25 protein-coding genes are annotated in these 24,363 nt (G+C 62.2%); 12 read left to right on the forward strand and 13 right to left on the reverse strand.

All coding sequences use genetic code 11. The features are described 5' to 3' along the window. Positions 1-11: 11 nt before the first annotated feature. Positions 12-497, forward strand: a complete 486-nt coding sequence (gene rimI / locus DOM32_RS10865; protein ID WP_110634357.1) for a ribosomal protein S18-alanine N-acetyltransferase — start codon at positions 12-14, stop codon at positions 495-497. A 62-nt stretch (positions 498-559) separates the two neighbouring features. Further along, complete coding sequence (locus tag DOM32_RS10870) at positions 560-1,045, forward strand: YajQ family cyclic di-GMP-binding protein (protein ID WP_110634360.1); 486 nt, start codon at positions 560-562, stop codon at positions 1,043-1,045. Between the two features lie 93 nt (positions 1,046-1,138). Here the strand turns inward: DOM32_RS10870 and DOM32_RS10875 are convergent, their stop codons facing one another. Continuing rightward, positions 1,139-1,948: a DODA-type extradiol aromatic ring-opening family dioxygenase gene (locus tag DOM32_RS10875; RefSeq protein ID WP_110634363.1), complete on the reverse strand. Its 810-nt coding sequence runs from the start codon at positions 1,946-1,948 to the stop codon at positions 1,139-1,141. A gap of 217 nt (positions 1,949-2,165) precedes the next feature. Here DOM32_RS10875 and DOM32_RS10880 point away from each other — a divergent pair, with 217 nt between their 5' ends. Next, positions 2,166-2,576 carry a YbaN family protein gene (locus DOM32_RS10880; RefSeq protein ID WP_338095124.1) on the forward strand — a complete coding sequence of 137 codons (411 nt, stop codon included), beginning with the start codon at positions 2,166-2,168 and terminating at the stop codon, positions 2,574-2,576. A gap of 221 nt (positions 2,577-2,797) precedes the next feature. Further along, complete coding sequence (gene pepN / locus DOM32_RS10885; RefSeq protein WP_110634369.1) at positions 2,798-5,464, forward strand: aminopeptidase N; 2,667 nt, start codon at positions 2,798-2,800, stop codon at positions 5,462-5,464. 100 nt (positions 5,465-5,564) lie between these two features. On the opposite strand, the gene aldA is transcribed toward pepN, so the two are convergent. The 4 genes from aldA to DOM32_RS10905 all read right to left on the reverse strand — a co-directional run bounded on the left by aldA (position 5,565) and on the right by DOM32_RS10905 (position 9,167). Continuing rightward, positions 5,565-7,040, reverse strand: a complete 1,476-nt coding sequence (gene aldA / locus DOM32_RS10890; protein ID WP_110634372.1) for an aldehyde dehydrogenase — start codon at positions 7,038-7,040, stop codon at positions 5,565-5,567. A 176-nt stretch (positions 7,041-7,216) separates the two neighbouring features. Then, entirely contained in the window at positions 7,217-7,504 is a 288-nt protein-coding gene (locus tag DOM32_RS10895) for a hypothetical protein (RefSeq protein WP_071232097.1), read from the reverse strand. Positions 7,505-7,567: 63 nt separating this feature from the next. Further along, a complete protein-coding gene (gene nfo / locus DOM32_RS10900; RefSeq protein ID WP_110634377.1) occupies positions 7,568-8,416 on the reverse strand; it encodes a deoxyribonuclease IV in 849 nt (282 codons plus the stop codon). A 142-nt stretch (positions 8,417-8,558) separates the two neighbouring features. After that, on the reverse strand, positions 8,559-9,167 hold the full coding sequence (locus DOM32_RS10905; protein ID WP_110634380.1) for a hypothetical protein: 609 nt from the start codon (positions 9,165-9,167) through the stop codon (positions 8,559-8,561). Between the two features lie 218 nt (positions 9,168-9,385). Here DOM32_RS10905 and DOM32_RS10910 point away from each other — a divergent pair, with 218 nt between their 5' ends. Further along, a complete protein-coding gene (locus DOM32_RS10910; protein WP_071232100.1) occupies positions 9,386-9,589 on the forward strand; it encodes a putative motility protein in 204 nt (67 codons plus the stop codon). A gap of 120 nt (positions 9,590-9,709) precedes the next feature. Here DOM32_RS10910 and DOM32_RS10915 read toward each other — a convergent pair whose 3' ends face one another. The 3 genes from DOM32_RS10915 to DOM32_RS10925 all read right to left on the reverse strand — a co-directional run bounded on the left by DOM32_RS10915 (position 9,710) and on the right by DOM32_RS10925 (position 12,279). After that, positions 9,710-10,507 carry an HpcH/HpaI aldolase family protein gene (locus DOM32_RS10915; RefSeq protein WP_110634383.1) on the reverse strand — a complete coding sequence of 266 codons (798 nt, stop codon included), beginning with the start codon at positions 10,505-10,507 and terminating at the stop codon, positions 9,710-9,712. A gap of 136 nt (positions 10,508-10,643) precedes the next feature. Further along, positions 10,644-11,621: a tripartite tricarboxylate transporter substrate binding protein gene (locus tag DOM32_RS10920; protein ID WP_110634386.1), complete on the reverse strand. Its 978-nt coding sequence runs from the start codon at positions 11,619-11,621 to the stop codon at positions 10,644-10,646. Positions 11,622-11,781: 160 nt separating this feature from the next. Next, the gene (locus DOM32_RS10925) at positions 11,782-12,279 is read right to left on the reverse strand and encodes an Lrp/AsnC family transcriptional regulator (protein ID WP_110634389.1); all 498 of its coding nucleotides are present in this window, start codon (positions 12,277-12,279) and stop codon (positions 11,782-11,784) included. 235 nt (positions 12,280-12,514) lie between these two features. Between DOM32_RS10925 and DOM32_RS10930 the strand changes: the two genes are divergently transcribed. Then, entirely contained in the window at positions 12,515-14,218 is a 1,704-nt protein-coding gene (locus DOM32_RS10930) for a 2-isopropylmalate synthase (RefSeq protein ID WP_110634392.1), read from the forward strand. A gap of 116 nt (positions 14,219-14,334) precedes the next feature. Here DOM32_RS10930 and DOM32_RS10935 read toward each other — a convergent pair whose 3' ends face one another. The 3 genes from DOM32_RS10935 to DOM32_RS10945 all read right to left on the reverse strand — a co-directional run bounded on the left by DOM32_RS10935 (position 14,335) and on the right by DOM32_RS10945 (position 16,551). Beyond that, complete coding sequence (locus DOM32_RS10935) at positions 14,335-14,883, reverse strand: FlgO family outer membrane protein (RefSeq protein ID WP_110634395.1); 549 nt, start codon at positions 14,881-14,883, stop codon at positions 14,335-14,337. Between the two features lie 19 nt (positions 14,884-14,902). Then, entirely contained in the window at positions 14,903-15,562 is a 660-nt protein-coding gene (locus DOM32_RS10940) for a hypothetical protein (protein WP_071232106.1), read from the reverse strand. Between the two features lie 140 nt (positions 15,563-15,702). Further along, entirely contained in the window at positions 15,703-16,551 is an 849-nt protein-coding gene (locus tag DOM32_RS10945) for a formate/nitrite transporter family protein (protein WP_071232107.1), read from the reverse strand. 153 nt (positions 16,552-16,704) lie between these two features. Here DOM32_RS10945 and DOM32_RS10950 point away from each other — a divergent pair, with 153 nt between their 5' ends. From DOM32_RS10950 to DOM32_RS10965, 4 genes are all read left to right on the forward strand, one after another. Continuing rightward, complete coding sequence (locus DOM32_RS10950; protein WP_244179891.1) at positions 16,705-17,379, forward strand: MgtC/SapB family protein; 675 nt, start codon at positions 16,705-16,707, stop codon at positions 17,377-17,379. A 69-nt stretch (positions 17,380-17,448) separates the two neighbouring features. Continuing rightward, a complete protein-coding gene (locus DOM32_RS10955) occupies positions 17,449-18,639 on the forward strand; it encodes a multidrug effflux MFS transporter (RefSeq protein ID WP_071232109.1) in 1,191 nt (396 codons plus the stop codon). A gap of 246 nt (positions 18,640-18,885) precedes the next feature. Then, positions 18,886-19,815 carry a lipid kinase YegS gene (gene yegS, locus DOM32_RS10960; protein ID WP_244179892.1) on the forward strand — a complete coding sequence of 310 codons (930 nt, stop codon included), beginning with the start codon at positions 18,886-18,888 and terminating at the stop codon, positions 19,813-19,815. Positions 19,816-19,879: 64 nt separating this feature from the next. After that, the gene (locus DOM32_RS10965) at positions 19,880-20,320 is read left to right on the forward strand and encodes a nucleoside deaminase (protein WP_110634401.1); all 441 of its coding nucleotides are present in this window, start codon (positions 19,880-19,882) and stop codon (positions 20,318-20,320) included. 112 nt (positions 20,321-20,432) lie between these two features. Here the strand turns inward: DOM32_RS10965 and DOM32_RS10970 are convergent, their stop codons facing one another. Further along, positions 20,433-20,639, reverse strand: a complete 207-nt coding sequence (locus DOM32_RS10970; protein ID WP_071232112.1) for a cold-shock protein — start codon at positions 20,637-20,639, stop codon at positions 20,433-20,435. Positions 20,640-21,145: 506 nt separating this feature from the next. Between DOM32_RS10970 and DOM32_RS10975 the strand changes: the two genes are divergently transcribed. Both DOM32_RS10975 and DOM32_RS10980 read left to right on the forward strand, forming a co-directional pair. After that, positions 21,146-21,562 carry an NINE protein gene (locus DOM32_RS10975; protein ID WP_244179893.1) on the forward strand — a complete coding sequence of 139 codons (417 nt, stop codon included), beginning with the start codon at positions 21,146-21,148 and terminating at the stop codon, positions 21,560-21,562. Positions 21,563-21,634: 72 nt separating this feature from the next. Further along, a complete protein-coding gene (locus tag DOM32_RS10980; RefSeq protein WP_071232114.1) occupies positions 21,635-22,213 on the forward strand; it encodes an exopolysaccharide biosynthesis protein in 579 nt (192 codons plus the stop codon). Between the two features lie 137 nt (positions 22,214-22,350). Here DOM32_RS10980 and DOM32_RS10985 read toward each other — a convergent pair whose 3' ends face one another. After that, positions 22,351-24,327, reverse strand: coding sequence for a transglycosylase SLT domain-containing protein (locus DOM32_RS10985; RefSeq protein ID WP_110634404.1), 1,977 nt, complete (start codon positions 24,325-24,327; stop codon positions 22,351-22,353). Between the last annotated feature and the right edge of the window lie 36 nt (positions 24,328-24,363).

Below are 24,363 nucleotides of genomic sequence, written 5' to 3' on the forward strand. Positions count from 1 at the left end.
AGAGCGCACGCATGCTCCGCACCATTCGCTACGGCCTGCCTGCCGATTGCGACGCCTTGTATGAATTGGAAGAACGCTGCTTTGACAGTGATCGCTTCAGCCGCCGCCAACTTGCACACCTGCTGACCCGGGCCAACGCCGCCAATCTGCTGGCGATCGCCGAAGACCAGCGAGTCATCGGTTACGGCACGCTACTGTTCCGGCGCAACAGCACCACGGCTAGACTCTACTCGTTCTGTGTCGATCCGGCCGCTCGCGGTATCGGCCTGGGCCGGGAACTGCTCCAGGCGCTGGAGAATGCGGCGCGAGAGCGGGGCAGCCAGCGCATGCTGCTGGAAGTGCGTGCCGACAATCGCGTGGCGATGGGGCTTTACCGCCGGATGGGGTTCATCGCTCATCGCTGGCTGGACGACTATTATGCCGATGGCTGTGCCGCCTGGCAGATGGATAAGCGGCTCGAGCCGCCCGAGCCGCCCGACATGTCGGCTGCCGACTGATACCGGCCGCGGACCGATTCTGGTCGCACCGCGGCTCCACTTTTAATTGAGGACCGAGGCTCATGCCATCTTTCGACATCGTTTCCGAATTCGATCGCCACGAAGCGACCAATGCCGTCGACCAGGCGAATCGTGAAATCCAGACCCGCTTCGACTTTCGCGGCGTCGATGCCAGCTTCACGCTGGAAGGCGAAACCGTCTCGATCGAGGCGGATGCCGAATTTCAGCTCCAGCAGATGATCGACGTGCTGCGCAACAAGCTGATCGCCCGCGGCATCGACCCGCGCTGCATGGATATCCAGGACGCCCAGACGTCCGGGGTCAAGGCGCGCCAGCAGATCAAGCTCAAGCAGGGCCTCGAACAGCCCGACGCCAAGGCGATCGTCAAGCTGCTCAAGGATTCCAAGCTCAAGGTCCAGGCCGCGATCCAGGGCGACAAGGTTCGCGTCAGCGGCAAGAAGCGCGACGACCTTCAACAGGCGATCGCGCTGCTCAAGGGCGAGGATGGCCCGGACCTGCCGCTGCAGTACGACAACTTCCGGGACTGACGTCCCGATCCGACGCCGGGTGTGGCCGAGATACCCGGCAACGCCCGTCAACCCTTCGATGTCCCGGCCAGTCCCTCGTGGAGCCCCTTACCCTTACGCGGCGGCGCTATCGAGCCGTTGCGTCAAATCCTCGCTCCCTAGCGCCAGCATGCTCAAGTTGCCGTACATGAAACTCTCGTGAAGCGCATGCAGTGGCTGGCCTTCCATCGCGCCGAGGCACATCAGCAGCGGCAGAAAATGTTCCGGCGTCGGGTGGGCGTAACGTGCGTAGGGGGCCGCGGCCTGCCAGTCCTGCATCGCTTTCAGATCGCCGCGTGCGGCGATATCGATGACCCAGTCGTGGAATCGCCTGGCCCACGTGTCGGGCGCGTCGTGAACGAAGTGCCGGTCACCGAGATTGTGAGTGACGGCACCGGAGCCGATCAGCATGAAGTCGTTCTGCTGCGCCCAGCGTCCCAGGGTTACGCCGATCTCGAGCTGGGCGGGTGTGCTCATCCGTGTCGGCACGCTGATCGGGATCAATGGAACATCCGCCCGCGGCCAGAACAGCGAGAGCGGCGACCAGATGCCGTGATCCAGCGCCCGCTCAGGATCCAGTTGCGCCTCGATACCCGAGGCGGCGAGTGTTGCCACCAGCCGCTCGGCGGTCTCCGGCATGCCGGGGGCCGGATAACGCATGCGATAAAGCGTGTCGGGGAAGCCGTGGAAGTCGTGCCAGGTGTCGGGCTGCCTGGCGCCGCCGACGACCAGCCCGGGTGTCTCGAAGTGTGCCGAGATCACCAGCGCGCCGGAGGGTTTGGGCAAACGCCCGCCCAGTTCCTTTAGGAAAGTGCGTGCCGGATGATCGGTCAGGCTGAGGTCGGGGGAGCCGTGGGAGAGGTAAAGTACCTGTCGCGTGGTCATGATATCCGTTCCGGGGATAGAGGGGCGTTACGCCGAAGCCTACGCCGATGGCGCGGCGGCACTAGCCGTTTCCTTGCGAATGAACGGTTTCCCTATCGTCAATATTGGGCTTTTCCATCGCCGCACGTTGGAGAGGACGGTAAAGGCTGGTTTACACTATTGATCCAAGCGTCCTCTTCGGGTGGCGCCTCGATCAATCGCAGTGGGGATGTTCGGCATGCGTAATGCCATCTATGTCACCTTGGCCGCCATCAGTTTCGCGCTGGGCGTGATCGGTCTTTTCCTGCCGGTGATGCCGACCACGTGTTTCATGCTGGCGGCGGTCTGGCTCGCCTCGCGAGGGTCCCCCCGATTCGCCGGCTGGATTCGCAATCACCCGCGCTTCGGCCCGCCGATCCAATCCTGGGAGCGCGAGCGCGCCATCCCCAAACACGCCAAGATCATGGCCGTGATCATGCTCAGCGTGTCGTGCCTGATCATCGCTTTTACCGTCTCCCACTGGCCGCTCAAGATCGGCCTGATCGTCGGCCTGGCGGGGCTGGCGATCTGGATCGTGACCCGCCCGCTGCCGAGCCTCCAGTGCCCGGTACGTGGCGTGTGGTCGGAAGAGGCCCCCGAGCGGCGTTGATTCGGCGGCAAGCCTTCTCGTTTCTCTCACCTTGCACTGCCCACGTTCCTGCGTCGCGACATCGATTCGATATCGTTCCGGTGACGTGGGTAGAATGGTTGCCGATCGTCGGTCGGCAGGCTTTGTTGGCCCACTGGGTTGTCATCCCACTAGGGTTACTGGCTGTTGTCACGGGTTCGAGCTGCCGATTCGACCTACCCATTTCTACAAGGAGCGTTGCCATGTCTGAGATGCAAGCGACCTATCTCAAGGATTATCTGCCGCCGGCGTACCGCGTCACGCACACCGAGCTCACCTTCGATCTCGAGCCGTCCGCAACCCGGGTCAAGGCGCGCTTGCACGTGGAACGCCACCCCGACCGCAAGCCCGATGACAAAGAGTCCGGCCTGCCGCTGGAACTGGCCGGCGAGCAGCTCAAGCTGATCAGTATCGCCATCGATGGCCAGACGCTGGAGGCCGGGGAGTTCGAGGTCGGCGAAGACAAGCTGACCGTGGCCTCGGTGCCGGCGCGTTTCCGGCTCGATACCGAAGTCGAGATCGATCCCGATGCCAATACGGCGCTGGAAGGGCTCTACCGTTCCAACGGCATGTTCTGCACCCAGTGCGAGCCGGAAGGCTTTCGCCGGATCACCTTCTACCCCGATCGCCCGGACGTAATGGCGACCTTTTCCACGACCGTGATCGGCGATCGCGAGTCGCTGCCGGTACTGCTCTCCAACGGCAACCCGGTGGAGAAGGGCGAGTTGCCCAATGGTCGCCACTTCGTCACCTGGGAAGATCCGCATCCCAAACCCAGCTATCTGTTCGCGCTGGTCGCCGGCAGCCTGGAGAAGGTGGAGGATCACTACACCACCATGAGCGGTCGCGAGGTGCTGCTGCAGATCTGGGTCGAGCCGGAAAATCTCGACAAGACCGAGCATGCGATGGCCTCGCTCAAGCGTTCCATGCAGTGGGACGAGGAGACCTATGGCCGCGAGTACGACCTCGACCGCTTCATGATCGTTGCCGTCAACGACTTCAACATGGGCGCGATGGAGAACAAGGGGCTCAACATCTTCAACTCGGCGGCGGTGCTCACGCATCCGCAGACCGCGACCGATGCAGCCTTCCAGCGCGTCGAGGGCATCGTCGCCCACGAGTACTTCCACAACTGGTCCGGCAATCGCGTCACCTGCCGCGACTGGTTCCAGCTCTCGCTGAAAGAGGGCTTTACCGTCTTCCGCGACCAGACCTTTTCCGCCGACGTCAACTCGGCACCGGTCAAGCGGATCGAGGACGTCTCGTTCTTCCGTACCGCGCAGTTCGCGGAAGATGCCGGCCCCACCGCGCATCCGATTCGCCCCGACCACTACATCGAGATTTCCAACTTCTACACCCTGACCATCTACGAGAAGGGGGCGGAAGTGGTGCGCATGCTGCGCCACTTGCTGGGTTGGGAAGACTTCCGCCGCGGCAGTGATCTCTATTTCGAACGCTTCGATGGCCAGGCGGTGACGATCGAGGATTTCGTCGCCTGCATGGCGGAAGTCTCCGGGCTGGATCTCGATCAGTTCCTGCGCTGGTACTCCCAGGCGGGGACGCCGGAGATCGATGCCCACGGCGAGTATGACTACGCCAAGTGCGAATACCATCTGCGTCTCTCCCAGCGGACGCCGGCGACACCGGGCCAGACCGAGAAGCTGCCGCTGCACATTCCGGTGCGCATGGGGCTGGTCGGCACCAAGTCCGGCCACGACCTGACTCTGAAGCTGGATAACGGTGGCGAGGGCCCGGACGACCTGGGCAAGGACGGCGTGCTGCATCTGCGCGAAGCGGAGCAGACCTTCGTGTTCACCAATGTCGAAGAGGCGCCGGTGCCGTCGTTGCTGCGCGGATTCTCCGCGCCGGTGAAGCTGCGTTACCCCTATTCGCGGGAAGAGCTGGCGTTTCTGCTGACGCATGATTCCGACGGCTTCAACCGCTGGGATGCCGGCCAGCGGCTGACCATGCTGGCACTGGACGATCTGATCGCGGCGCACCGAAACGGCGTCGAGAAGGTCATGGACGTGCGCCTGATCGAGGCGTATCGCAGCTTGCTCAACGAGCCGGGCGACGACAAGGCGGTACTGGCGGAGATGCTGACGCTGCCCTCCGAAGCCTATGTCGCCGAACAGCAGCCGATGGTCGATGTCGATGCGATCCACGCCGCGCGGGAATTCGTGCGCCAGTCGCTGGCCTGGCAGCTGCGCGACGAATTCCTCGCCGTCTATCGCGACAACCTGAGCGACGAGCCCTACGCGCCGACGCCAGCGCAGATCGCCCAGCGTCGTCTCAAGAACGTGGCGCTTGCCTACCTGATGAGTATCGAGGACGACGAGGCCGTCAGCCTGACGCAGCGACAGCTGGAACAGGGCGCCAACATGACCGACGTGCGCGCCGCGCTGACGTTGCTGGCTCACAGCGATCGGACCGATCTGGCCGAACCGGCGCTGAAGGCCTTCGGCGAGAAGTGGGCCCACGATCCGCTGGTCATGGATCAGTGGTTCACCATTCAGGTCACGCGGCCGCAGCCCGACGTGCTGGAGCGCGTGCGCTTCTTGATGGGGCATCCGCTGTTCTCGATGAAGAACCCCAACAAGGTGCGCGCCCTGATCGGGGCCTTTGCCCAGAATCGGGTCAACTTCCATCGGCTCGACGGGGAAGGATACAAGCTGCTGGCCGATGTGGTGATCGAGCTCAACCGCCTCAACCCGGAAATCGCCGCGCGCATCATCACGCCGCTGACGCGCTGGCAGCGTTTCGACGAGACGCGTCAGGCCCTGATGAAGGCCGAGCTCGAGCGCATTCGCGCCGAGAAGCTCTCGCCCAACGTGTTTGAGATGGTCGAGCGGGCGCTGGCGGATGCCTGATCGAGTGATGACGTTCAGGTAGGAACACGGAGGCAGAAAAAGCGAAGGCAGAAAAAACGGCCGCGATGGAAATCGCGGCCGTTGTCGTTGCGAATGCCGATCAGGCGTAGTGTACGTACATCGTCTTGCTCTTGACGTAAGCCTCGAGGCCGTATTTGCCGTCTTCGCCGCCGAGGCCGCTATTGCGGTAGCCCTTGTGGAAGCCTTGGACCGATTCGCCGCCGCCGCGGTTGACGTAGATCTCGCCGAAGTCGAGCTCGCGGGTCAGTGCCATCAGCTGCTTCACGTTCTGGGTGAAGACATAGGCAGAAAGACCGTACTCCGAGGCGTTGGCGTACTCCATCGCCTGTTCGAAGCTATCGACCTTCATGATCGGAGCCACCGGGCCGAAGATCTCCTCTTTCATGATGTCCATGTCGTTGTCGACGTTGGTGAGGATCGTCGGAGCGTAGTAGTTGCCCTTGTCGTAATCGCCGCCGGTCAGACGCTTGCCGCCTGTCAGCACCTGCGCGCCCTGGCTCTGGGCGTGCTCGACCATGTCGTGGATCTTGTCGAGTTCGGCGGCGTTGATCTTCGGCCCCATGTCGACATCCTTGTCGGTCAGCGGGTTGCCGACCTTCAGAGCCTCCACGCGCTGCTTGAAACGTTCGAGGAAGCGATCATAGATGCCGGACTGGACGTACATGCGTTCGTTGCAGGTACAGACCTGACCGCAGTTGTTGTAGCGCGAGGCGATGGCGGCATCCACGGCCGGGTCGAGATCGGCGTCGTCCATGACGATGAAAGGCGCCTTGCCGCCCAGCTCGAGTCGCACGATCTTGAGGTGTTCGGCGGCCGCCTTGTTGATCTCGCGGCCGCCGCGCACGCTGCCGGTCATGCTGATCAATTGGGTGATCGGGCTCTGGATCAGGTGATTGCCGATGTCCCGGCCGCGACCGTTGACAAGGTTGACCACGCCAGCCGGAATGCCGGCCTGGCGCGCCAGCTCGACGATCTCCAGCGCGGTCAGTGGTGTCTCCTCGGACGGCTTGAGCACGATCGTGTTGCCTGCCGCCAGGGCCGGGCCGAGCTTGCGACCGATCAGCGCGGCGGGGAAGTTCCAGGCCGTGATACCGACCACCACGCCATGCGGCACTTTCTGGATCCAGATCTGCTCGTCGGGATCGTCCGCCGGAATGATGTCGCCTTCCAGACGGCGCGTGTTCTCGGCGGCGAAGCGAATCAGGTCGCAGCACATGCCGACATCCGCGTCGGATTCGGAGAGCGGCTTGCCCTGTTCGGTGGTGATCAACCTGGCCAGGCGATCACGGTTCTCCTGAAGAAGATCGACCAACCGATAGAGATAGTCGGCGCGTTCCACCGCGGTCTTGCGCGACCAGGCGGGAAAAGCCTTCTGTGCCGCCTGCAGAGCCTGGTCCGCGAGTTTTTTATCGGCCAGCTGCGCTCGGGCGATGACTTCACCGGTCGCCGGGTTCAGAACGTCCAAAAGCTCACCGTCGCCGGTAAGCCACTGGCCACCGATGAACTGGTTGTAGACGTCGACGCCGTTCTGCTGCGATTTGAGTGACTGACTCATGGTGATGTCTCCTTGTCTAACGCGACGACGGATCCTGTCGCCGGTCGGTCACCAATCGATGTGACCTTGTAAATTCAAGGTGGTAGACGAAAGGATGGATGACAAGGAGATCGTGTTGATCTAGCAGGAATAGGCATATCTTCCCGCCAATCGATATAAGCGGGCAGGTACCCGGCTCAGCGAATCAGCCAGCTCAGGATCAGCAGCCCCAGCAGCAGCCAGACGATGCCGCCGACGATGCCGCCGCGAACCAGCGAACGGATGCCGCTGATCAACAGCAGCACGCCTACCACCAGTGCCGCGATGCTGAAGATCGAATCGCTGATGCCGAGCGAGCCGGTCAGGCCGTCGACGAAGCCGTCGATCGCCTGCCACAGGTTGCCGAATATGGCGTGCAGGCCGTTGACCAAGGCGCGAATGACGTTGCCGATCGCTTCGCCGAGCCAGTTGAAGAATCCATCCATGTCGAGCAGGTTCCTTGGGGCGTAGTGGTTTGGAGAGCCGGTTGGGGGCTCGGGTTTTGAAGATCAGCCAGCGTGTTGCTGATCGCGCAGCCATTGGATCTCGTCGGCCCAGAACTCGGGCTCGATGGTTTCCAGAATCAGCGGAATGCCGTCGGTACGGCTGTCGCGCATCAGCGCGGTGAAGGCGGGTAGGCCGATGTTGCCCTTGCCCAGGCTGTGGTGACGGTCGACACGGCTGGCGAACTCGCTCTTGGCGTCGTTGAGATGCATGCCGCGTAGATAGCGAATACCCACCACGCGCTCGAAATCGTCGAGCATGGCGACGGCGTCCTCCTCGGTGCGCAGGTCGTAGCCGGCGGCGAAGGCGTGGCAGGTGTCGATGCAGGCGCCGACGCGATCCTTGTCGTCGACCTGTTCGATGATCTCGGCCAGCTGCTCGAAGCGAAAGCCGAGGTTGGAGCCCTGGCCGGCGGTATTCTCGATCACGGCGACGACGGATCGAGTCTCTGCATGAGCCTCGTTGATCGACTCGGCGATCCGCGCGAGGCAGTCGCGCTCGCTGATCTTCTTGAGGTGGCTACCGGGGTGGAAGTTCAGCAACTCCAGCCCGAGCTGCTCGCAGCGCTCGCACTCGTCGAGGAACGCCGCGCGGGACTTCTCCAGCCCCTCTTTCTCGGGATGGCCGAGATTGATCAGGTAGCTGTCGTGGGGAAGGATCTGGGCTGGTCCGAAGCCCTGTGCGCGGCAGGCCGCCTTGAACGCCTCGATCGTGGTCTCCTCCAGCGGCTTGGCTTTCCACTGGCGCTGGTTCTTGGTGAACAGCGCGAAGGCATTGGCGCCGATCTCGGTGGCGCGGCTCACGGCCTGATCGACGCCGCCCGCGGCACTGACATGGGCTCCGATGTATTTCATACGATGATCCGATCCTGGGGGATGAGCGCTCGCAGTTTAACAGCCGCCTCGTGGCGGCGTCCCGCGCCAGAGCCGAGGCAAGGAGGAACGGCTTCGGCCGTTCGCTCCAGGAGGGATGATTCGTAAGATCTAGAGAGGGAGGTCATTCGCGAGGGAACGAGACCCCGTCGTTGATCGAGCGCAGGCGGTTCATGGCGTCTTCCCGTGGAAAGGGGGCTTCGCGCGGGGGATCGTAAACCTCGCCATTGGTGCCCTGAACGATCAGGTCGATGGCATAGCAGGCGCCATCCACCACGGCGCGATAACCCTCCACGTTTTGGAAATGACTCATGCTGGCATCGTCGAGGGTGAACCCGGTAAACGTCTGGCCGGCGATCTCGGCTTTCGAGGCCATGGGCTGCGCATTGGCGGGCAGGGTCAGACACCCTTCGACGGCAGCCGGATCGCGACTTGCGCCAAGCCGCCATAGTGCGGTGGTGACGTCGTCGGATTCGGGGAGTTGCAACGTGATCAGGCGCTCGCCGGCCGTGCCGTCAGCCAGTTGCCAATCGCCATTGTCAAAGTAGCTGGAGGCCTGGCCGTCGAGAGCGATCAGCGATGCATCATAGTGAAGCATCAGCGGATAACCCGAGGCGTGAAACGTCTGCTCGTCGATGCTGGCAACGGTGGGCGAGGCATCGTGCTGCTGGCAGGCGCTGAGGGTGACCGGTATGCAGAGCGTGAGTGCGGTCGCGAGGGGGAGTCTGGACATCATGCTCTCCTGCAGGGAATTCGACGATTCAGCGTAGACGACCCGAAGGGGCATCAGTGGCGCGTTCTTCGCCTGTTCACGGTCCTCGTCAGGGAAACTTTCGTGGCGAGTGCCGTGGCGTTAAAGTTGACAAACGAGCTGGCCGATAGCCTGATGGATGGACCGAAGATCGCAAGACCAACAAACGCACGACCTGCTTTCGGAACAAGGAGATTGCGATGGATACCTCAGTCAATGCCGCCGTGGGCGCCGCCCTGGCACTGCAGAACTTCAATCAGAGCCAGGAGGCGCAGGGTAGCCTGCTGAAGCAGTCACTGGATGGGCAAGCCGCTCATATCCAGCAGTTGATGTCCTCCGTGTCGCCTTCGCCGGAGCTTGCGGTTTCCGGCACGCTGGGAACCCAGATCAACGCCTACGCGTGACGATGGGCCGCAACAAGATGGGCCGCAACAAGAAATGGCATGCAACGAACGCGCTCCTTGGAGCGCGTTTTTTGACCCGACATTACCGGGCGTTCGGGGCGATCGTGGTGAATGCCGGCTTCAATACCCCAGGCTCGACTTCGGCTTGGGCGTGTTCGGTTTGTAGCGAGAGATCGTCTCGACGGCCGCCTGACGCAGCAGGCTGATATCGATGCCCACGGCGATGAAATCGAACCCCCACTCGGCATAACGCTTGGCATCCGCCTCGGCGGGGGCGAGGATGCCGGCCGCCTTGCCTGCAGCCTTGGTCACGTCCAGCGTGTGGCGAATCATGGCTTGTACGTCCGGGTGATTGGGGTTGCCGGCATGGCCGACGCCGGTAGAGAGATCCACCGGACCCACGAAGATGGCGTCGACACCCTCGGTGGTCGCGATCGCTTCGGCGTTGTCGACGCCAGCGCGGGATTCCACCTGTACCACGAGACAGAGCTCTTCATGGGCGCGGGCCAAATAGTCTTCCACGCTATCCCAGCGAGTGGCTCGGGTCAGGCCGCCGCCGACGCCTCGGAATCCGTGGGGCGGGTAGCGAGTCGCTGCTACCAGCCTGGCCGCCTGCTCGGCAGTATCGACCATCGGGATCATCAGCGTCTGGGCGCCGATATCGAGCAACTGCTTGATGAGCGCCGGGTCGTGATTGACGGTACGAACGACCGGCGCGCTGGCGTAAGGCGCCACGGCCTGCAGCTGTGCCAGAACGGAAGGCACGGTGTTGGGAGCATGCTCGCCATCGATCAGCAACCAGTCGAAACCGGTCGTGGCCAGAATCTCGGTGGCGTAGCCGGTGCCGAACCCGGCCCAGCAGCCATAACGCGGATTGCCGTCGAGAGAGCGTTTGAAGGGGTTCTGTGGGAGTTGCATGGCTGTGGCTTCCTTATACGTCGCCGAGAGAAAAATATGGCCGCCGTGGGAAAGATAGCCCGGGCGGAATGAAACGAGCCGGGGCAATCACTGCTCCGGCCCGATCGGGATAAACGCTTGTCGCAGGGTTGGCGACCTAGTTCGTCAGGCCCATCTCGCCCATGATCTTGCCGAACTTTTCGTCATCCTCGGCCATTAGCTTGGCGAACTCATCGGCATCTCGCCACACTACGCCGTAGCCTTGCTTGGCCATGAAGTTCTGGTAGGCCTCGCTGTCGTAGGCTTTCTTGAGGGCAGCTTCCAGCGTTGCCACGACATCCTCGTCCATCCCTTTGGGGCCGACGATGCCACGCCACGCCCCCAGCGTGAAGTCGCTGCCGATCTGCTCCTTGAAGGTAGGAATGTCAGGAAAACCCTCGAGTCTTTCCGGCGTCATGACGCCGAGACTCTTGAGCTCTCCTGCGTCGATCATCGATCTCGCCTCGGGGACGGAGGAAGCCACCAGGTCGATGCTGTTGGAAGCCAGCTCGGTCATGGCCGGCGCCGAGCCCTGGCTGGGAACCCAGGTGATCTTGCCGGCGGGAATGTCCTGGTCCATCAGAAAACCGTTGAGCGCGACATGCCAGATGCCGCCGAGGCCGGTGCCGGATGCGGTATAGGTGCCCTGGGGCTCGTTCTTGACCTGGGTCACGAAGTCTTCGAGGTTCTTGAAAGGGGAGTCGTCGGCGACCGAGAGGCTGGCGGAGTCGAAATTGATCTGGGCGATCGGGGTGAAGTCCTGGTAGGTGAGGTCGGTCAGCCCTTGCCAGTGCATCATGGCGACTTCGACGGTGGCCAGGCCCAGGGTGTAACCGTCGGGCTTGGCGTTGGCGATCGCGGTATGGCCGACGACACCGCTCCCGCCGGTACGATTCTGGACATTGATCGTCTGACCCAGCTGTTCCTCGAGCGAAGAGGCGATGATGCGGGCCGTGGCATCGGTACCACCGCCGGCTGCCCAGGGCACGATCAAGGTGATCGGCTTTTCGGGATAGTCGGCCAGCGCCAGCGGCGAAGCCAGAACGGCGGCAGACAGCAACAGACTCAGGCGACGGGGAGCCGTTGATCGTTTCATGTGGACCTCGCTTGGCGTACTTGTTATTTCCAAGATGAACTTTGCATGCAAAGTCTTAGCAAGGTGCTGTCTTCGCTACAATTGCGCAATCGTCTAATGGCGTGGCGATGAGTTTCTCAGGCCGTGGCGATGAAAGCCTCAGGCCGTGGCGATGAAAGCCTCAGGTCGTGGCGACGAGGTCGGTGGGGATGGGGCGATTCTCGAACACGCGACGCAGCACGAAGCTGGTATGCGCGCCGGTGACACCCTCGATGCGGTTGATGACGTGCAGGAGAAGATGCTGGTAGTCGTCCATGTCGCGAACCAGGATCTTGAGCTGAAAATCTGCCGCCTGGCCGGTGATGATCAGGCACTCGATGACGTTGGGGACGTCCCGAATGTGGCGCTCGAAATTGTCGAAGCGCTCCGGGGTGTGAAGGTCCATCGAGATATGCAGCAGCGCCATGAGCTGGTAACCCAGAGGGCGCGCATCGATATCGGCACGGTATCTCACGATCAGGCCGCTCTCTTCCAGCGCTCTGACGCGCCTGAGACAGGGTGAGGGCGACAGGCCGATACGGTCGGCCAGTTCCTGATTGCTGATCCGCCCTTCTTGCTGCAGGACTTCGAGTATGCGCCGGTCATATCGATCCAGCGCAAGAGGAGTGGACTGGCCCATGATAGCTTCTGCCTCTATTTACGTTTTTACGGCAATATCATGCCAATATACTTCGTTTTCTGCTTTCATTCGCAATAAACTGTCGCGGAAAACGTTTTACACTGTTGCTGTCGTCAGATTCCGCCGCCACAAGCTGCGGATGCGTCCGCATGGCACATCCCGCCATGCGGCACGATGACCGGGCCGCCATCAGCGGTCGGAACGCGCCGAATTCTTCACCTTCAGGAATTTCACCATGTCTGCTTTGGATCATCGCGCCTTTGATCATAGAAAATATCGCCCTGCGCCTCGTGTGCCCGCCTTCGATCGCCAATGGCCGGATCGTGATCTCGATCACGCGCCGATCTGGGTGAGCGAGGACCTGCGCGATGGCAACCAGGCGCTACTGGAGCCGATGAGCGTCGAGCAGAAGAAGCGCTTCTGGCACCAGATCGTCAAGGTGGGCATCAAGGAGGTGATGGTCGGGTTCCCGTCGGCGAGCCAGCCGGACTATGATTTCGTGCGCTGGTTGATCGAGGAAGAGCAGATCCCTGACGATGTGACCATCGCCGTGCTGGTGCAGTGCCGCGAACATCTGATCGAGAAGACCTTCGAGTCACTCGTCGGCGCCAAGCGGGCCATCGTGCACCTCTACAACTCCACCTCGACCGTCCAGCGCGAGCGGGTGTTCGAGATGGATCGCGATGGCATCGTCGATATCGCGGTGCAGGGCGCGACCTGGGTCAAGACCTATTCCGAGCGCTATCCGGAAGTGGAGTGGCGTTTCGAATACACCCCGGAGAGCTTCTCCAGCACGGAAATCGATTTTTCGTTGCGGATCTGCGAAGCGGTCATGGATGTGTGGCAGCCCACCCCGGACAACAAGTGCATCCTCAACCTGCCGACCACGGTCGAGGTGGCGGGTCCGCACCACCATGCCGATCAGATCGAGTACTTCTGCCAGCACATCAAGAACCGCGACAGCGTGATCATATCCGTTCACACGCACAACGATCGTGGCGGGGCGGTCGCCTCCGCGGAGCTGGCGCTGCTGGCCGGCGCCGAGCGTGTCGAAGGTACGCTGCTGGGCAACGGCGAGCGCACCGGCAACATGGACATCGTCACGCTGGCAATGAACCTCTACAGCCAGGGCATCGACCCTGAGCTCGACCTGTCGCGGCCGGACGAGATCATCGAGGTGGTCAACGAATGCACCAACATTCCGATCCATCCCCGTCATCCGTGGGTCGGCGAGATGGTCTACACCGCCTTCTCGGGCAGCCACCAGGATGCGATCCGCAAGTCGCTCAAGAAACAGCAGCCGGACGAGCCGTGGCAGGTCGCCTATCTGCCGATCGATCCGCGCGATATCGGCCGCGACTATCAGGCGGTGATCCGCGTCAACAGTCAGTCCGGCAAGGGCGGCATGGCGTTTCTGCTCGAGCGTGATTACGGCATCAGCCTGCCGCGCTGGATGATGCTGGCGCTGGCACCCCATGTGCAGCAGGAGAGCGAGAAGCGGGCCAGCGAGCTGTCCAGCGAGGTGGTTCGCCAGGTGATGTTCGATCGTTTCACCAGCGAGACGCCGCTGTCGCTGGCGGACTATCGGCTGTCGAAGGGCCAGGACGAAGGCATCGACGTGACCCTGTGGCAGGGCGCCGAGACGCTCCGTCTTTCGGGCAAGGGTAACGGCGCCATGTCTTCCTTCACCGATGCGTGGCAAAAGCATTCCGGTGTCAGCGTCGGGATCATCGACTATGCGGAACATTCGTTGGGCGGCGACAGCGAGGCCAATGCCATCGCCTTCGTCCAGCTCAATGTCGACGGGCAGCGTGTCTGCGCCGTGGCGGAGGACAGCGATACCGTCAGTGCCTCGCTCAAGGCCGTGATCGCCGGGATCAATCTGGCGGCCAGGGAGGCCGAGTCGAACAAGGCTGGCGAGATGGAGCGGGAAGTCTAGACGTTCTCGATGACTGTCCGACAAGCGGACGGGGCGCCTTATCGGCGCCCCGTTTCGTTGGGGCCTGTTTCGTTGAATCCCGTTTCATTGGAGCCAGTTCGCAGGAGTGATGAGCCTCAACGATAACTGACGGGCAACAGGTACCGAAGGTCGTTGGTCAAGGGTAGCGAGAAGCTCGTTGCGCCGAGAATGGTCCGGTTGGCGATCTTCACCAGACGCACGTTGATGAACACCTGATTCTGGGCCTGGGCGTAGGTGCCGACCAGTACGGCGTCCGCGTTGTAATCCTGTCCCAGACGCTGAACGTTGCGCGAGAGGATCAGCTCGCCCGTGTTTTCCTCGATGTACAGGCTGTCGCGTAGCTTCACCTCGACCACGTTGAGCCCGGCCTGCACCATTCGGGAAGTGAAAGCCTCGCTCAGCGTACGGCCAAGCGTCGAGGACTGTCCGAGCTGGTCCACGTTGACGAGCGTCGTGGCGATGATCGGTTGCTGGGTGTCGATGCGGTCTCGGGCGCTGGCGATCAGCTCGCCGGCTGCATCGTCTATGCGTTCCAGCGTGGTGGCTTCTCGAGGAGACGTGGTGGTATCCAGCAGCGAGCAACTCGCCAGCAGCAGCGGCATCAGCAGCAGCGCCACCAGGTTTGCGGTCTTTTTCAAAGTCATGTCTGCGCTTTCTATCCGTTTACCAGTCTGAAGATACCGCCAGGCGGCCCCGTTCTCGGTCGTACTGACCGCTGTCGCCGCCGCTGATGTAGTAGAGGTTCGACGAGGAGTACACCAGCGTGTCGTATTCGTCGGCGGATACCGTGATGATGACTTCGTGGTTCGTCTCCGAGGTCCAGCTGCCGCTGAAGACATCGGCGACCGCCGCCGCGGGAATCAGCCCCAGCGCCGGTTCGGCCCAGTGATTGTAGGGAATGGTGGCGACGGCAATGCCGGCCGCCAGTGCGGTCAGCGCACCTTGAGGCGCGCGTATGGCCGTACGGTCGCGGTGGCGGATCACCTGGACATCGAAGTCGATCTCGACGGCGGCCTCCGGCCGGGTCTTCACGATGGCGCCGCGGCTGACCAGTTCGCTGGTCAGCAGGGCGCGGAAGCCCTCCGCGAACGCGGTCGTCGGCATTTCGGGAGCGATGTAGAGAGCTTTCTGTCTGAGCCTTCGGTCCGAAAGAATCGCGCTGGCTTCATGCTCGGCGAGCACTTCCCAATGGTGGGCCGCCTGCATGCGTTGCTGCTCGCTGATGGGATAAGTGGTGGCGATGGGGGCTTGCGACGTGTTGACGCCGAAGCAGCCGGAGAGCGTCGCTGCACCCAACACGACCGCCCAGGTCTTGAATGACATGGAGATAAGGTTCCCGTTCGATAATCTTGTCTCGATGCGGACTCGAGAATGTATTACCAGTATCGGCGAGCTGCCGGGATGACTTGAGGAGGGAGGCCTGGCGGCTGGCAGCGGGCGCCGCTGTGACGCCCGATGGTGGCTCAGTTGTCGCTATCGCTGCGGATCTGGGCGTGACTGATCAGGGCGAAGATGAAGGTGCCGCCGACGACATTGCCGAGCAGGGTGGGCAGGCCGAATCGGAACAGGTATTCGGTCCATGCGGCGTGACCGGAGAAGACCAGGTACATCACCTCGGTCGAACCGACGATGATATGGGTGAATTCGCCGATCGCGACGAGGTAGGTCACGATCAGAATGACCCAGATCTTGGCGCTGCCCGCGCTCGGCAACAGCCATACCATGGTCGCGATCATCCAGCCGGCGACGATGCCCTTGGCGAACATCTGCATCGGGGTGTTCACGAGGATGTGTTCCCCCAGCGCCAGAAAGGCTTCGTGAGTCTGGGTCGAGAAGATCGGCAGGGCCAGAATCGCCCAGGCCGAGACGGCCACGCCGACCAGATTGCCGACCAGCACCACGCCCCAGAGGCGAAGCAGACACAGAAATTTGCCGAACCGGGGCTGGCTCATCACGGGTAGCACTGCGGTGACGGTGTTCTCGGTGAAGAGCTGCTGTCGAGCCATGATCACGACCAGGAACCCTACCGTGTAGCCCAGCGATTCCACCAGGAATCCGACGTCGTTGTCCGGGAGATGCGCATGCAGCAGGCCTTTCGCCAGCATCGAAAAACTCATCGAGAGGCCAGCGGCGATGGCGGACCATAGCAGCGCTGACATCGTACGGCTCAGCTCCTTTTCGCCCTCCTCGCGGATGAACTCATGGACGGCAGCGGCTTTTGAAGGCAGCTCTTCCCCGTTGAGATGAAGGTCGTGTTCCTCATCGCCTTCCGCGACACGGCTGGGTGGCGTGAGATCGTGATGTTTGGTCAAGCGTGCGTTCCTCTCGGTAGCGGGAAAAGACGCGCTGGACAGGCAAAACTGCCCTCAGGTTTCCCTGCGACAGCTGGTGGCAAGCGCTATGCTGAAACGATAGTCGTAAACGAACCAGGGAGATAGCCAGGGATGTCGCCGGAATCGTGGACGATGCTGACTCATTTAGGAATAGCCTGGTTGGCCGGAAGTCTGATCGGCCTGGAACGAACTTTTCATGGGCGTCCGGCGGGATTTCGCACGCATGCGCTGGTCTGTGTCTCTTCGGCGCTGTTGATGATGGTCACGATGTATCAGTGGCAGTGGCTGGGCACGGAGGTGCCGGAAGCCACGATCCGTACGGATCCCACGCGAATGGCTCAGGGCATCATGACGGGGATCGGCTTTCTGGGTGCCGGGGTGATTTTCAAGGAAGGCCTGACGGTTCGAGGGCTGACCACGGCCGCCTCGATCTGGATAACCTCGGCGCTGGGCATACTGTACGGTATCGGATTTCTGTTCCCGGCGGTATTGGCAACCGTCGTCACCTTGTTGACGCTCTCGCTGTTTCGCGTGGTTGAAGGGCGCATGCCGAGCCGGATTTTCGCGCGTTGCATCCTGCGCTTCGATAGCCGGGCCGTGATGGCCGAAGCGCAGATCCATGATTTGATGGCTTCGCATCGGTTTCGGGTGGAGAGCTTGAGCTATCGCACACGCGACGAAGGCCGTCAGTTCGAATACCGCATGGTATTGCGAACTCACGATCGCAAGTACATTCCGCCGCTGGCCGCCGATCTGCGTGACGACGCTCGCCTGCTGGAGTTTCAACTTTCCCCTACGGGTGATTGATGCGGGAATGGTTGTCATTCCCTTGCCAGCCGATAGAGTAGGCGCTCTTGAAATGGCGGCGAGGCAGTGATGCAGGTACGTGAGGGACGTCCAGCTTTCTGGTTATTGATGGGCGCAGTCATGCTGTCGCCCCTGGCGATCGATATCTATCTGCCGGCGCTGACGGCCATGGCCGATGTGTTCGAACGGCCATACGCTGCGCTGCAATTGACCATCACCCTGTTCCTGATGAGTGTTGGCGTGGGCCAGGTTCTGGTCGGGCCGTTGACCGATCGCTTCGGTCGCCGTCCGGTGCTGTTGGGCGGTGTTGCCATCTATATGCTGGCCGCCGTCATCGGCATGACGGCTGTCTCGCTCGAGATGCTCTACGTGTCGCGCATTCTCCAAGGCCTGGGGGCCTGCGCATCCGTGACCGTCGCCTTCGCCGCCGTTCGCGATAGCTACACGCCGACCCAGGGCGCCAAGCTCTACAGTTATCTCAATGGCTCGCTGACGCTGGTGCCGTCATTGGCCCCGGTATTGGGCGGGGCGCTGACCGTGGCGCTGGGGTGGCGCAGCAATTTCGCCTTCATGACCGCCTTCGCGGGCATGCTGTGGCTGAGCGCGTATTGGCGTTTCGGCGAGACACGGCCAGCGGAGACGCCGATCGAAAAGCGGCTCTATCGTTGGTCCCGTTATCGTCCGGTGCTTTTCCACCGGCGGTTTCTCTACTACGCCATGCTCGTCAGCACGATGATGGCGGCCATTCTGGTCTATGTATCGGCGGCTCCGGTGGTCATGATGGATCGCCTAGGCCAGCCGGAGTGGATCTTCAGCCTGTGGTTCGGGGGCAACGCCCTGGTCAGCACGGTAGCCTTCTTCATCGTGCCGAGACTGATGGCCCGGTGGGGGAGACGGTCGACCGTGCAGCGGGGGCTGCTCGTCGTCATTGGCGGGGGCTTCTTGATCGCCTGCCTCTACTGGGCCGTGCCGGTATCGGTAATCACCTTCATGGGGCCGGTGGCGATGCTCTCGATCGGTTTCTCGATGGTGCTGGGGTCGGCTGCGAGCCTGGCACTGGAGCCGTTCCCGGAGCGCGCGGGAACCGCGGCGGCCTTGCTGGGCGCGATTCAACTGGGCGGCGGCGCCACGCTGGCGACCCTGCTGTTGATGACGCCGCTGGCACCGCAGTCGTCGCTGGCACTGATCTGCTGTGGCGGCGGGCTCGTGATGTGGGCCTTGGCAAGACGACAGGCCGAGCGCTCTGATTCCGGCGAATGATCGTGGTGGTGGAGCGATTTCCCGAGACCGTTGTCACAGCCATGCCGTCTCGTGTTCAGCTCGCCCGGTTCGTGTGCGCTGCGATGGCCTGGAAGGTTGCGGTATCGAGTCGTTTGCTCCGGGCGGCTGCATTGCGTGAGGTTCATCGCCTTCGATATCGCGCTGGCATGAACAGGCTAGAATGAAAGAGATGGCGGGAGATTTCGGCACGACGACGGTGATGGTTCGGCTTCAGGAAAGGAAAAGATGGGTATGGCCACTCATGGCAAGGAAAGCACATGGTTGATTCTCAACGGTAAATCTGCCCAGCAGCCAGAGATTCGCGAAGCGGTCGAGCATCTGCGCCGCCAAGGTCACGATCTGCAGGTGCGGGTGACCTGGGAGGGCGGTGATGGCGTCTGGCTGGTGGATAGCGCGGTGGCCGGCGGGGCGACGCGAATCGTCGCTGGCGGGGGAGACGGGTCTATCAACGAGATCGTTGCCGGCCTGATGCAACAGTCACCCGAGCGGCGCCCGGCGCTGGGGATTCTGCCTCTGGGGAGCGCCAACGACTTCGCGCATGGCTTGAACCTGCCGATGGCTCCGCTGGCGGCGCTGGAGCTGGCGCTGACCGGCTCCGTTCGTCAGGTGGATGTCGGCAAGCTGGACGACGAGGCGTTTATCAACGTGGCGTCCGGCGGCTTCGGTGCCGAGATCACTACCTCGACACCGGTCGGGCTGAAGCGTCTGTTGGGTGGCGGTGCGTATTCGCTCATGGGCATGTTGAAAGCCTGGAATTACCAACCCTTCGAAGGGCATATACGCTGGCCGGAGGGGGAAGCACGGGTCCCGCTATTCATGCTGGCGATCGGCAACGGCTGCCAGGCAGGCGGCGGCCAACGGCTGGCGCCCTCTGCCAAGCTGGACGACGGGCTGTTCGAGCTGCTTTTCGTGCGCCACTTCAATTCGTTGGGCGAACTGAAGCGAATCATCGACGAGCTCGAAAACCTGCCCCGGGATGGGGAGTTCGTGCGCTATCTGCGCGTGCCCTGGGTCGAGTTCGACAGCGACGGCGCCTTTCCCCTCAATCTCGATGGTGAACCGCGCCGCTATGAGCATTTTCGTGCCACGCTGGATCGTGAAGCGCTACCGTTGGTCGTACCGGAAAATTGCCCTCTGCTGCGTCCGGGCGAGTAGCTCGACAGCCCTTCATGATCGACCCGCGAGCCCTCATGCATCGACCCGGAAAAGGAGTGATCACATGGACAACTTCATGCAGGAAGCCATCGAACAGGCCAGGCTCAGCCTCGACAACGGCGGCGTTCCCATCGGTTCCGTTCTGGTTCACCGGGGGGCGATCATCGGCCGTGGCCATAACCAGCGCCAGCAGAAGGGGAGCGCAATCCTGCACGGGGAGATGGATGCGCTGGAAGATGCGGGGCGTCTGCCTGCCTCGGTCTACCGCGACTCGGTGCTCTACACCACGCTATCACCCTGTTCGATGTGCAGCGGGGCCATCCTGCTCTACGGCATACCCAGGGTCGTCATCGGGGAGAATCGCACCTTTCTCGGAGAAGAGGCATTGCTGCGCGAGCGCGGGGTCGATGTCGAGGTTCTCGACGATCCGGCCTGCCGCGAATTGATGACACAGTTCATCGCAGCCTATCCGGAAGTGTGGAACGAGGATATCGGAGAGCCCTGAGCGGCTCGGATCATCGGCAGGTGACATGAAAAAGCCCACCTGACGGTGGGCTTTGCTCAAGGCGGTGAGACTTCAGGATCGAAATCCCGGAGTCTGGAACCCTTGACTGGGATTAGCCAGATACCTTGATGTTGGCGGCCTGAAGGCCTTTCTTGCCCTGAGTAACGTCGAAGGTAACCTTCTGGCCGTCCTGCAGAGTTTTAAAGCCGTCTGCCTGAATTTCGGAGAAGTGTGCGAACAGATCATCGCCGCCGTCATCGGGAGAGATGAATCCGTAGCCTTTCGTGTCGTTGAACCATTTGACAGTGCCAGTTGCCATTGTCGATATCCTTAACTTGCATAGTGATGTAGCCGAGCGTCCCGGGGGATGCCCGAAATGCGTGGTCAGACTAGGGGGGAATGCGCACTAGGAGTTCGACGAGATCGACTAACAACTGACGCCATTCTGCCTGCAAACCTACGCAACGGATGTTGCATCGGCGGATATACCGGGTCAAGCAATAGCAGCTTGACTTTGGTAGAACCGTTTCCCATGCCCCGCTTACGAACCATAGATGGAAATTTCATGCACGTCTATAACCTTCCAGACCCTTTTTTTCGGGTTGATCGCGTCACACGGTATGGTTTTATTAACGCTTTTTAAGAAGATTGATATAACACCGTAACCTCGCCGGGAGTCGACGACGCAGCGTGCAGCGAGGCTATTTATCGGGAACATGTATCGCAGTAGGGTCCTCGGGTAAGCTGTCACTCGCCTTTTCGGGTCGCTGCGGCAGTCGCGCCTAGGGCCAGTGACCATTCATCATCGAGTCAGGAGCAATGTGCGTGGCACAACGTGAAATCAGTTTCAATGACACTCACAGCAAGGCCATCGGTTATTTGCTGTGGATTTTCGGGTTCACCGGAGCGCACCGCTTCTACTATGGTAAGCCCGTCACCGGGACTTTGTGGTTTCTCACCTTCGGGCTGTTCGGGATCGGTTGGTTGATCGACCTGTTTCTGATCCCGGGCATGGATCGCCAGGCCGATCTGCGATTCCGGGCCGGGCCGACCAGCTATACGCTGGCCTGGATCCTGCTGACGTTCCTGGGGGTGTTCGGTATCCATCGGATGTACATGGGGAAATGGATCACGGGTTTGATCTATCTGCTCACGGGTGGTCTGTTCCTGGTCGGGGTGCTCTACGACTTCTGGACGCTCAATGACCAGATTTCTCTGAAACACGCGCGCCGTGGGCTGTAATCCGCTCCCGGTCGACTCGTTCCAGGCGCTCGACGCCAGGGAACCCTTTTCGACGTCACAGGGAGGTGACGCATGTCGGAGCGACTTCAGCTTACCGATATTCTCGAAACGCTCGACCGTCAGGTCGAGGATGACAAGATCACGCTGCAGGACATCGTCGATACCTTCAATTCCCGAGGCTTTGGGCCGGTGGTATTGCTGCCGGCACTGATTGCACTGTTGCCGACCGGCGGTGTCCCGGGCGTGCCCAGCGCCTGCGGCATCTTCATCGCCTTGATGGCGATTCAGCTGGTATTCGGCCGCAGGAGCCCATGGCTACCGAAGGTGTTGAGTCGGCGCGGCGTCAGCCACGAGCGCTGGCATCGGGTGACCCAGCGCGTCAAGCCCTGGACTCGGAAGATCGATCGATTCCTCGAGCCTCGGTTGCGCTGGTTGATGGGGGATGTCACCCAGCGCCTGCTGGCGCTGCTGATGGTCGTGCTCGGGCTGGGGATGATTCCGCTGGAGCTGCTGCCGTTCGCCGCGGCCATACCGGCGCTGGCGATCGTCGTCATGGCCTTGGGGCTCACGGCCGGCGATGGGGTAATGATGCTGATTGGCCTTGGCGTTACTCTGGCAGGCGGCGTCGGCATCGGCTTCTGGATGTTGTAATCGACCACGGCGAATCAGCCGCGACGAATCAATCACGAATCAACCGCACGCCAACGGAAAGCCCCCGACGATCCATCGGACCGTCGGGGGCTTTGCCGTGGAAGAGCGGCGCGAAAATTCGCCGCTGCGATGCCGTATCAGTTGCTTGCGATCAGGGTCGGGTCGTAGTCGCCCTGGCGCTCGGCCTGGGACAGCATGGCGACACCGCGGGTGTCGCCTTGCTTGGCCAGGCTCTCGAAGATGACCCGGTAGGCCAGTACGGCCTGCACGTAGTCACGCGTTTCGCGGAACGGAATGCTTTCGACGAATCGATCGAACTCGCGCGGGGCGGTGGCAAGCCAGCGGTCCACGCGATAGGGGCCGGCATTGTAGGCCGCCGTCGCCGCGATACGATTGCCGCGGTAGCGCTCCAGCATCGAGCGAATGTAGGTGCTGCCGAGCTGGATGTTCACCTGTGGCTCGAACAGCTCCGCAGTGCTGGGTGCGCTGATGCCTAGTTCTCGGGCGACATGATCGGCCGTCCCCGGCATCAGTTGCATCAGCCCGCGGGCCCCGACCGGTGAAGCGGCACGGGGGTTGAAAGCGCTCTCGCGTCGCGCGATACCCATCAGAAGGTAGGGGTCGACCTGATTGACCTCGGCCCATTTCAGGAACGAATCGCGGTATGCTGCCGGAAACCGCCAGGGCAATGCGTCCCACTGCTTGGCGGCGATCGTGGTCTGGATCGCCATGCCGTACCAGCCTTGGCGAATGGCGTAGTCGGCCAGTGCTGCGGCCTGGTCCGGCGTATCGCGGGCGGCGGCCGTGAACCACTCGCTGCGCGCGAGACCTTCCTCGCCGATTCGCATCAATGCCTCGGTACGCTGTACGACGGGTAGCATGCCCGTCAGTTCCTGCTGCAGCGTCGAGACACGGGTGTCCGCCATCTCCAGTTGATAGGGCTGGCCGAGACGATCGGCGGCGGCAAAGCCGAAGAAGCTGCGATTCTGCGCGGCCATTCGGTAGGCCTGGCGTGCCTTGGCATCGTCGCCCAAGGCTTCGCTGGCGCGCCCGAGCCAGTACTGCCAGTGGGCTTCCGCGCGTACCTCCGGGGGAAGCGCCTCGCTCCAGCGCGCGACGTTGGCCCAGTTGCCCTCGGTCACCGCATTGCGGATACGCAGCTCGATGAGATCGGCATCCGCGAGACGCGGTAGCGTGGTATCGACCCAACCCTGGTTGTTATCGACATTGCGAACCATGGAGTAGAACGCCAGGTCGTGCTCGACCTGGTGGCGCCGGTCCTCGCCGATCGATACATGGGGAGAGATCTTGCGCCAGGCTTCCAGGGCGGCCTCGGTATCCGCGCGGATCAGACCATGCATGGCGGCAGCGATCAGCGCGCCACTGGCCTGGCCGTCGGGACCGAGATCCAGCGGGACCCGGGTGACGGCGGCGTAATTGCCGCGGACCGTGTCGAAGCTGTCGATGGCCCGCTGCCAGGTGTCGTCCAGGCCTCGCTCGAGATAGGTGACCAGTCCGTCCTGGCCGTTTTCCCAGGCCAGCATCATGCGCTCCCAGGTGTCCTCGTCGGTCAGCACGCCGCGCTCCTCGAGCGTCGCGAACAGCGGATCGCAGGCTTCGGGCTGCGAGGTGCCGACGTGCCACAGTGCCTCGCCGCCCGCCGCAGCCCGGGCCGGCTCCCGGTCGAGCAGGGCGGTGTAGTAGTAGCACTGCCGGATGGTACTGGAAGGCTCGCCGTCGCTGATCGCCAGGAGGTCGTCATAACGCCCCAGCTCGCCGAATCGCGTCTGCGCGGCGCCGCGCATCCAGTCGGACAGCGGGGAGTCGCCGTAGCGGATGATGAAATCGTTCACCTCCGCGGCCGAAGCCGTGGCAAGCCGGGAGCGAAGGCGGTGGTATTCCACGTAGCCAGCCAGGACGTGGCCCTCGATGGCGGCCTGATCGATATCGTTCCAGCGACGATCGCGGGCGGCGTCCAGCGCCTGCTTCATGACCTGGTCGGCCTGGGTCGTGGTGACTGGTGTCGTCACTGCGGCTTGCGCGGTCGCGCTCAATCCGATGGCGCCGACGAGGCACCAGCGTAACCAACGTCTGCGGGTAGGCAATGCGGGCATTGGATCTCTCTCTTTCTCGAAGGGCCGTTCTTCAAC

Source organism: Salinicola salarius (assembly GCF_003206135.1).
GTDB classification, from domain to species: Bacteria; Pseudomonadota; Gammaproteobacteria; order Pseudomonadales; family Halomonadaceae; genus Salinicola; species Salinicola salarius.

What these genes read in the sequence shown, in the direction of transcription:
- DOM32_RS10950 (WP_244179891.1), top strand. Translation starts at nt 16,705, where the DNA reads ATGCTGACTCATTTAGGAATAGCCTGGTTGGCCGGAAGTCTGATCGGC.
- rimI (WP_110634357.1), top strand. Translation starts at nt 12, where the DNA reads ATGCTCCGCACCATTCGCTACGGCCTGCCTGCCGATTGCGACGCCTTG.
- DOM32_RS10870 (WP_110634360.1), top strand. Translation starts at nt 560, where the DNA reads ATGCCATCTTTCGACATCGTTTCCGAATTCGATCGCCACGAAGCGACC.
- DOM32_RS10895 (WP_071232097.1), bottom strand. Translation starts at nt 7,504, where the DNA reads ATGGATGGATTCTTCAACTGGCTCGGCGAAGCGATCGGCAACGTCATT.
- DOM32_RS10930 (WP_110634392.1), top strand. Translation starts at nt 12,515, where the DNA reads ATGTCTGCTTTGGATCATCGCGCCTTTGATCATAGAAAATATCGCCCT.
- pepN (WP_110634369.1), top strand. Translation starts at nt 2,798, where the DNA reads ATGTCTGAGATGCAAGCGACCTATCTCAAGGATTATCTGCCGCCGGCG.
- DOM32_RS10875 (WP_110634363.1), bottom strand. Translation starts at nt 1,948, where the DNA reads ATGACCACGCGACAGGTACTTTACCTCTCCCACGGCTCCCCCGACCTC.
- DOM32_RS10905 (WP_110634380.1), bottom strand. Translation starts at nt 9,167, where the DNA reads ATGTCCAGACTCCCCCTCGCGACCGCACTCACGCTCTGCATACCGGTC.
- yegS (WP_244179892.1), top strand. Translation starts at nt 18,886, where the DNA reads ATGGGTATGGCCACTCATGGCAAGGAAAGCACATGGTTGATTCTCAAC.
- DOM32_RS10880 (WP_338095124.1), top strand. Translation starts at nt 2,166, where the DNA reads ATGCGTAATGCCATCTATGTCACCTTGGCCGCCATCAGTTTCGCGCTG.
- DOM32_RS10940 (WP_071232106.1), bottom strand. Translation starts at nt 15,562, where the DNA reads ATGTCATTCAAGACCTGGGCGGTCGTGTTGGGTGCAGCGACGCTCTCC.
- DOM32_RS10920 (WP_110634386.1), bottom strand. Translation starts at nt 11,621, where the DNA reads ATGAAACGATCAACGGCTCCCCGTCGCCTGAGTCTGTTGCTGTCTGCC.
- DOM32_RS10915 (WP_110634383.1), bottom strand. Translation starts at nt 10,507, where the DNA reads ATGCAACTCCCACAGAACCCCTTCAAACGCTCTCTCGACGGCAATCCG.
- DOM32_RS10985 (WP_110634404.1), bottom strand. Translation starts at nt 24,327, where the DNA reads ATGCCCGCATTGCCTACCCGCAGACGTTGGTTACGCTGGTGCCTCGTC.
- DOM32_RS10965 (WP_110634401.1), top strand. Translation starts at nt 19,880, where the DNA reads ATGGACAACTTCATGCAGGAAGCCATCGAACAGGCCAGGCTCAGCCTC.
- aldA (WP_110634372.1), bottom strand. Translation starts at nt 7,040, where the DNA reads ATGAGTCAGTCACTCAAATCGCAGCAGAACGGCGTCGACGTCTACAAC.
- DOM32_RS10925 (WP_110634389.1), bottom strand. Translation starts at nt 12,279, where the DNA reads ATGGGCCAGTCCACTCCTCTTGCGCTGGATCGATATGACCGGCGCATA.
- DOM32_RS10935 (WP_110634395.1), bottom strand. Translation starts at nt 14,883, where the DNA reads ATGACTTTGAAAAAGACCGCAAACCTGGTGGCGCTGCTGCTGATGCCG.
- DOM32_RS10970 (WP_071232112.1), bottom strand. Translation starts at nt 20,639, where the DNA reads ATGGCAACTGGCACTGTCAAATGGTTCAACGACACGAAAGGCTACGGA.
- DOM32_RS10955 (WP_071232109.1), top strand. Translation starts at nt 17,449, where the DNA reads ATGCAGGTACGTGAGGGACGTCCAGCTTTCTGGTTATTGATGGGCGCA.
- DOM32_RS10980 (WP_071232114.1), top strand. Translation starts at nt 21,635, where the DNA reads ATGTCGGAGCGACTTCAGCTTACCGATATTCTCGAAACGCTCGACCGT.
- DOM32_RS10910 (WP_071232100.1), top strand. Translation starts at nt 9,386, where the DNA reads ATGGATACCTCAGTCAATGCCGCCGTGGGCGCCGCCCTGGCACTGCAG.
- nfo (WP_110634377.1), bottom strand. Translation starts at nt 8,416, where the DNA reads ATGAAATACATCGGAGCCCATGTCAGTGCCGCGGGCGGCGTCGATCAG.